A 1,226-nucleotide genomic window follows, 5' to 3' on the forward strand; every position below is an offset into this window, starting at 1 on the left:
CGCCCGCCGCGGCCAGGACGGCACCCCGACCGGTGCGGCAATCGTCGAGGCGGCCGTCGTCGCCGCGGCGATCGAGGCGGCCCGCAGCGGCGCCCAGCCCCAGCAGGCTCCCACCCGCCAGGCCACCGGCGAGTCCGCCCGCGCGGGAGACCTCCGCGCCGAGGCCCTGTGGCTACGCTCGGTCTCCCAGCAGTACGCGACCTCCGACATCGTCCGCACCGCCGTGGCCGTCCAGCGGCAAGCGGCGCCCACTGCGACTGCGGCATAGGGAACGACCATGGCCTCTCCCTTCGCCGACCCGGCGTTCTACGCCGACCGCTACCCCACCTACTCCGCCTTGCGGACCTCCTCCCCGGTCCTGCAGGTGTCCTTGGACGGCGGGGCCTCCACCTCGGCCGTCGTCACCGGCTACGACGAGGCTCGGAAGGCGTTCACCGCACCGCTGTCCAAGGACGCCGGCGCCTACTTCGCGGACAGGCCCTCGGGACGGTCGCTCCACCCCGCCATCGCCCGCACCATGCTCACCGTCGACCCGCCCGAACACACCCGGCTGCGCCGGCTGCTGACGAGGGCGTTCACCCCGGCCCGGGTGGACGGGCTGCGCCCGTACATCCGCGCTCTCGCCGAGCAGCTGGTCGGGAACTGGGAGGGCGGCACCGAGGTCGACCTCGTCGAGGAGCTGGCGGGCCCGCTGCCGGTCACCGTCATCTGCCAGCTCCTCGGCGTACCGACGACCGACAGGGACTCGATCAGGGCCTGGTCAACCGACCTGTTCGCCACCGGCGACCACCAGCGGATCGACGCGGCCTCCCACGCCCTGGCCGGATACATGGCCGGGCTGATCGAGGCCAAGCGCGCCCACCCGGACCGCTCGCTGCTCTCCGACCTGATCTCGGTCCACGACCAGGACGAGAACCGGCTCAGCGAGGACGAGCTGCTCTCGCTCGCCGTGCTGCTCCTGGTCGCCGGCCACGAGACCACCACTGCGGCGATCGGCAACTCCGTGCTGGCGCTTCTCCAGCACCCCGCCGAACTGGAGCATCTGCGCACCAGCCCGCACTGCATCGCCGACGCCGTCGACGAGCTGCTGCGGTACGACTCCCCGGTCAGCATCGCCACGTGGCGATGGGCACCCGAGGATGTCGAACTCGCCGAGGCCACCGTGCCCGCCGGCAGCCCGGTCTTCGTGTGCCCGGGCGCGGCCAACCGCGACCCGGCGAAGTTCC

At 73.2% G+C, this 1,226-nt stretch carries 2 protein-coding genes; both read left to right on the forward strand.

Annotated features, from left to right (window positions below; all coding sequences use genetic code 11):
• On the forward strand, nt 1–268 hold a 268-nt coding region (locus tag MCM47_RS41075), incomplete at its 5' end, for a DUF6545 domain-containing protein (protein ID WP_374209289.1).
• A gap of 9 nt (nt 269–277) precedes the next feature.
• Nucleotides 278–1,226 (forward strand): cytochrome P450 (locus MCM47_RS41080; RefSeq protein ID WP_238951865.1); only part of this gene is annotated, 949 nt, incomplete at its 3' end.

The organism is Kitasatospora sp. A2-31 (genome assembly GCF_022288725.1).
In the GTDB taxonomy this organism is placed as follows: domain Bacteria; phylum Actinomycetota; class Actinomycetes; order Streptomycetales; family Streptomycetaceae; genus Kitasatospora.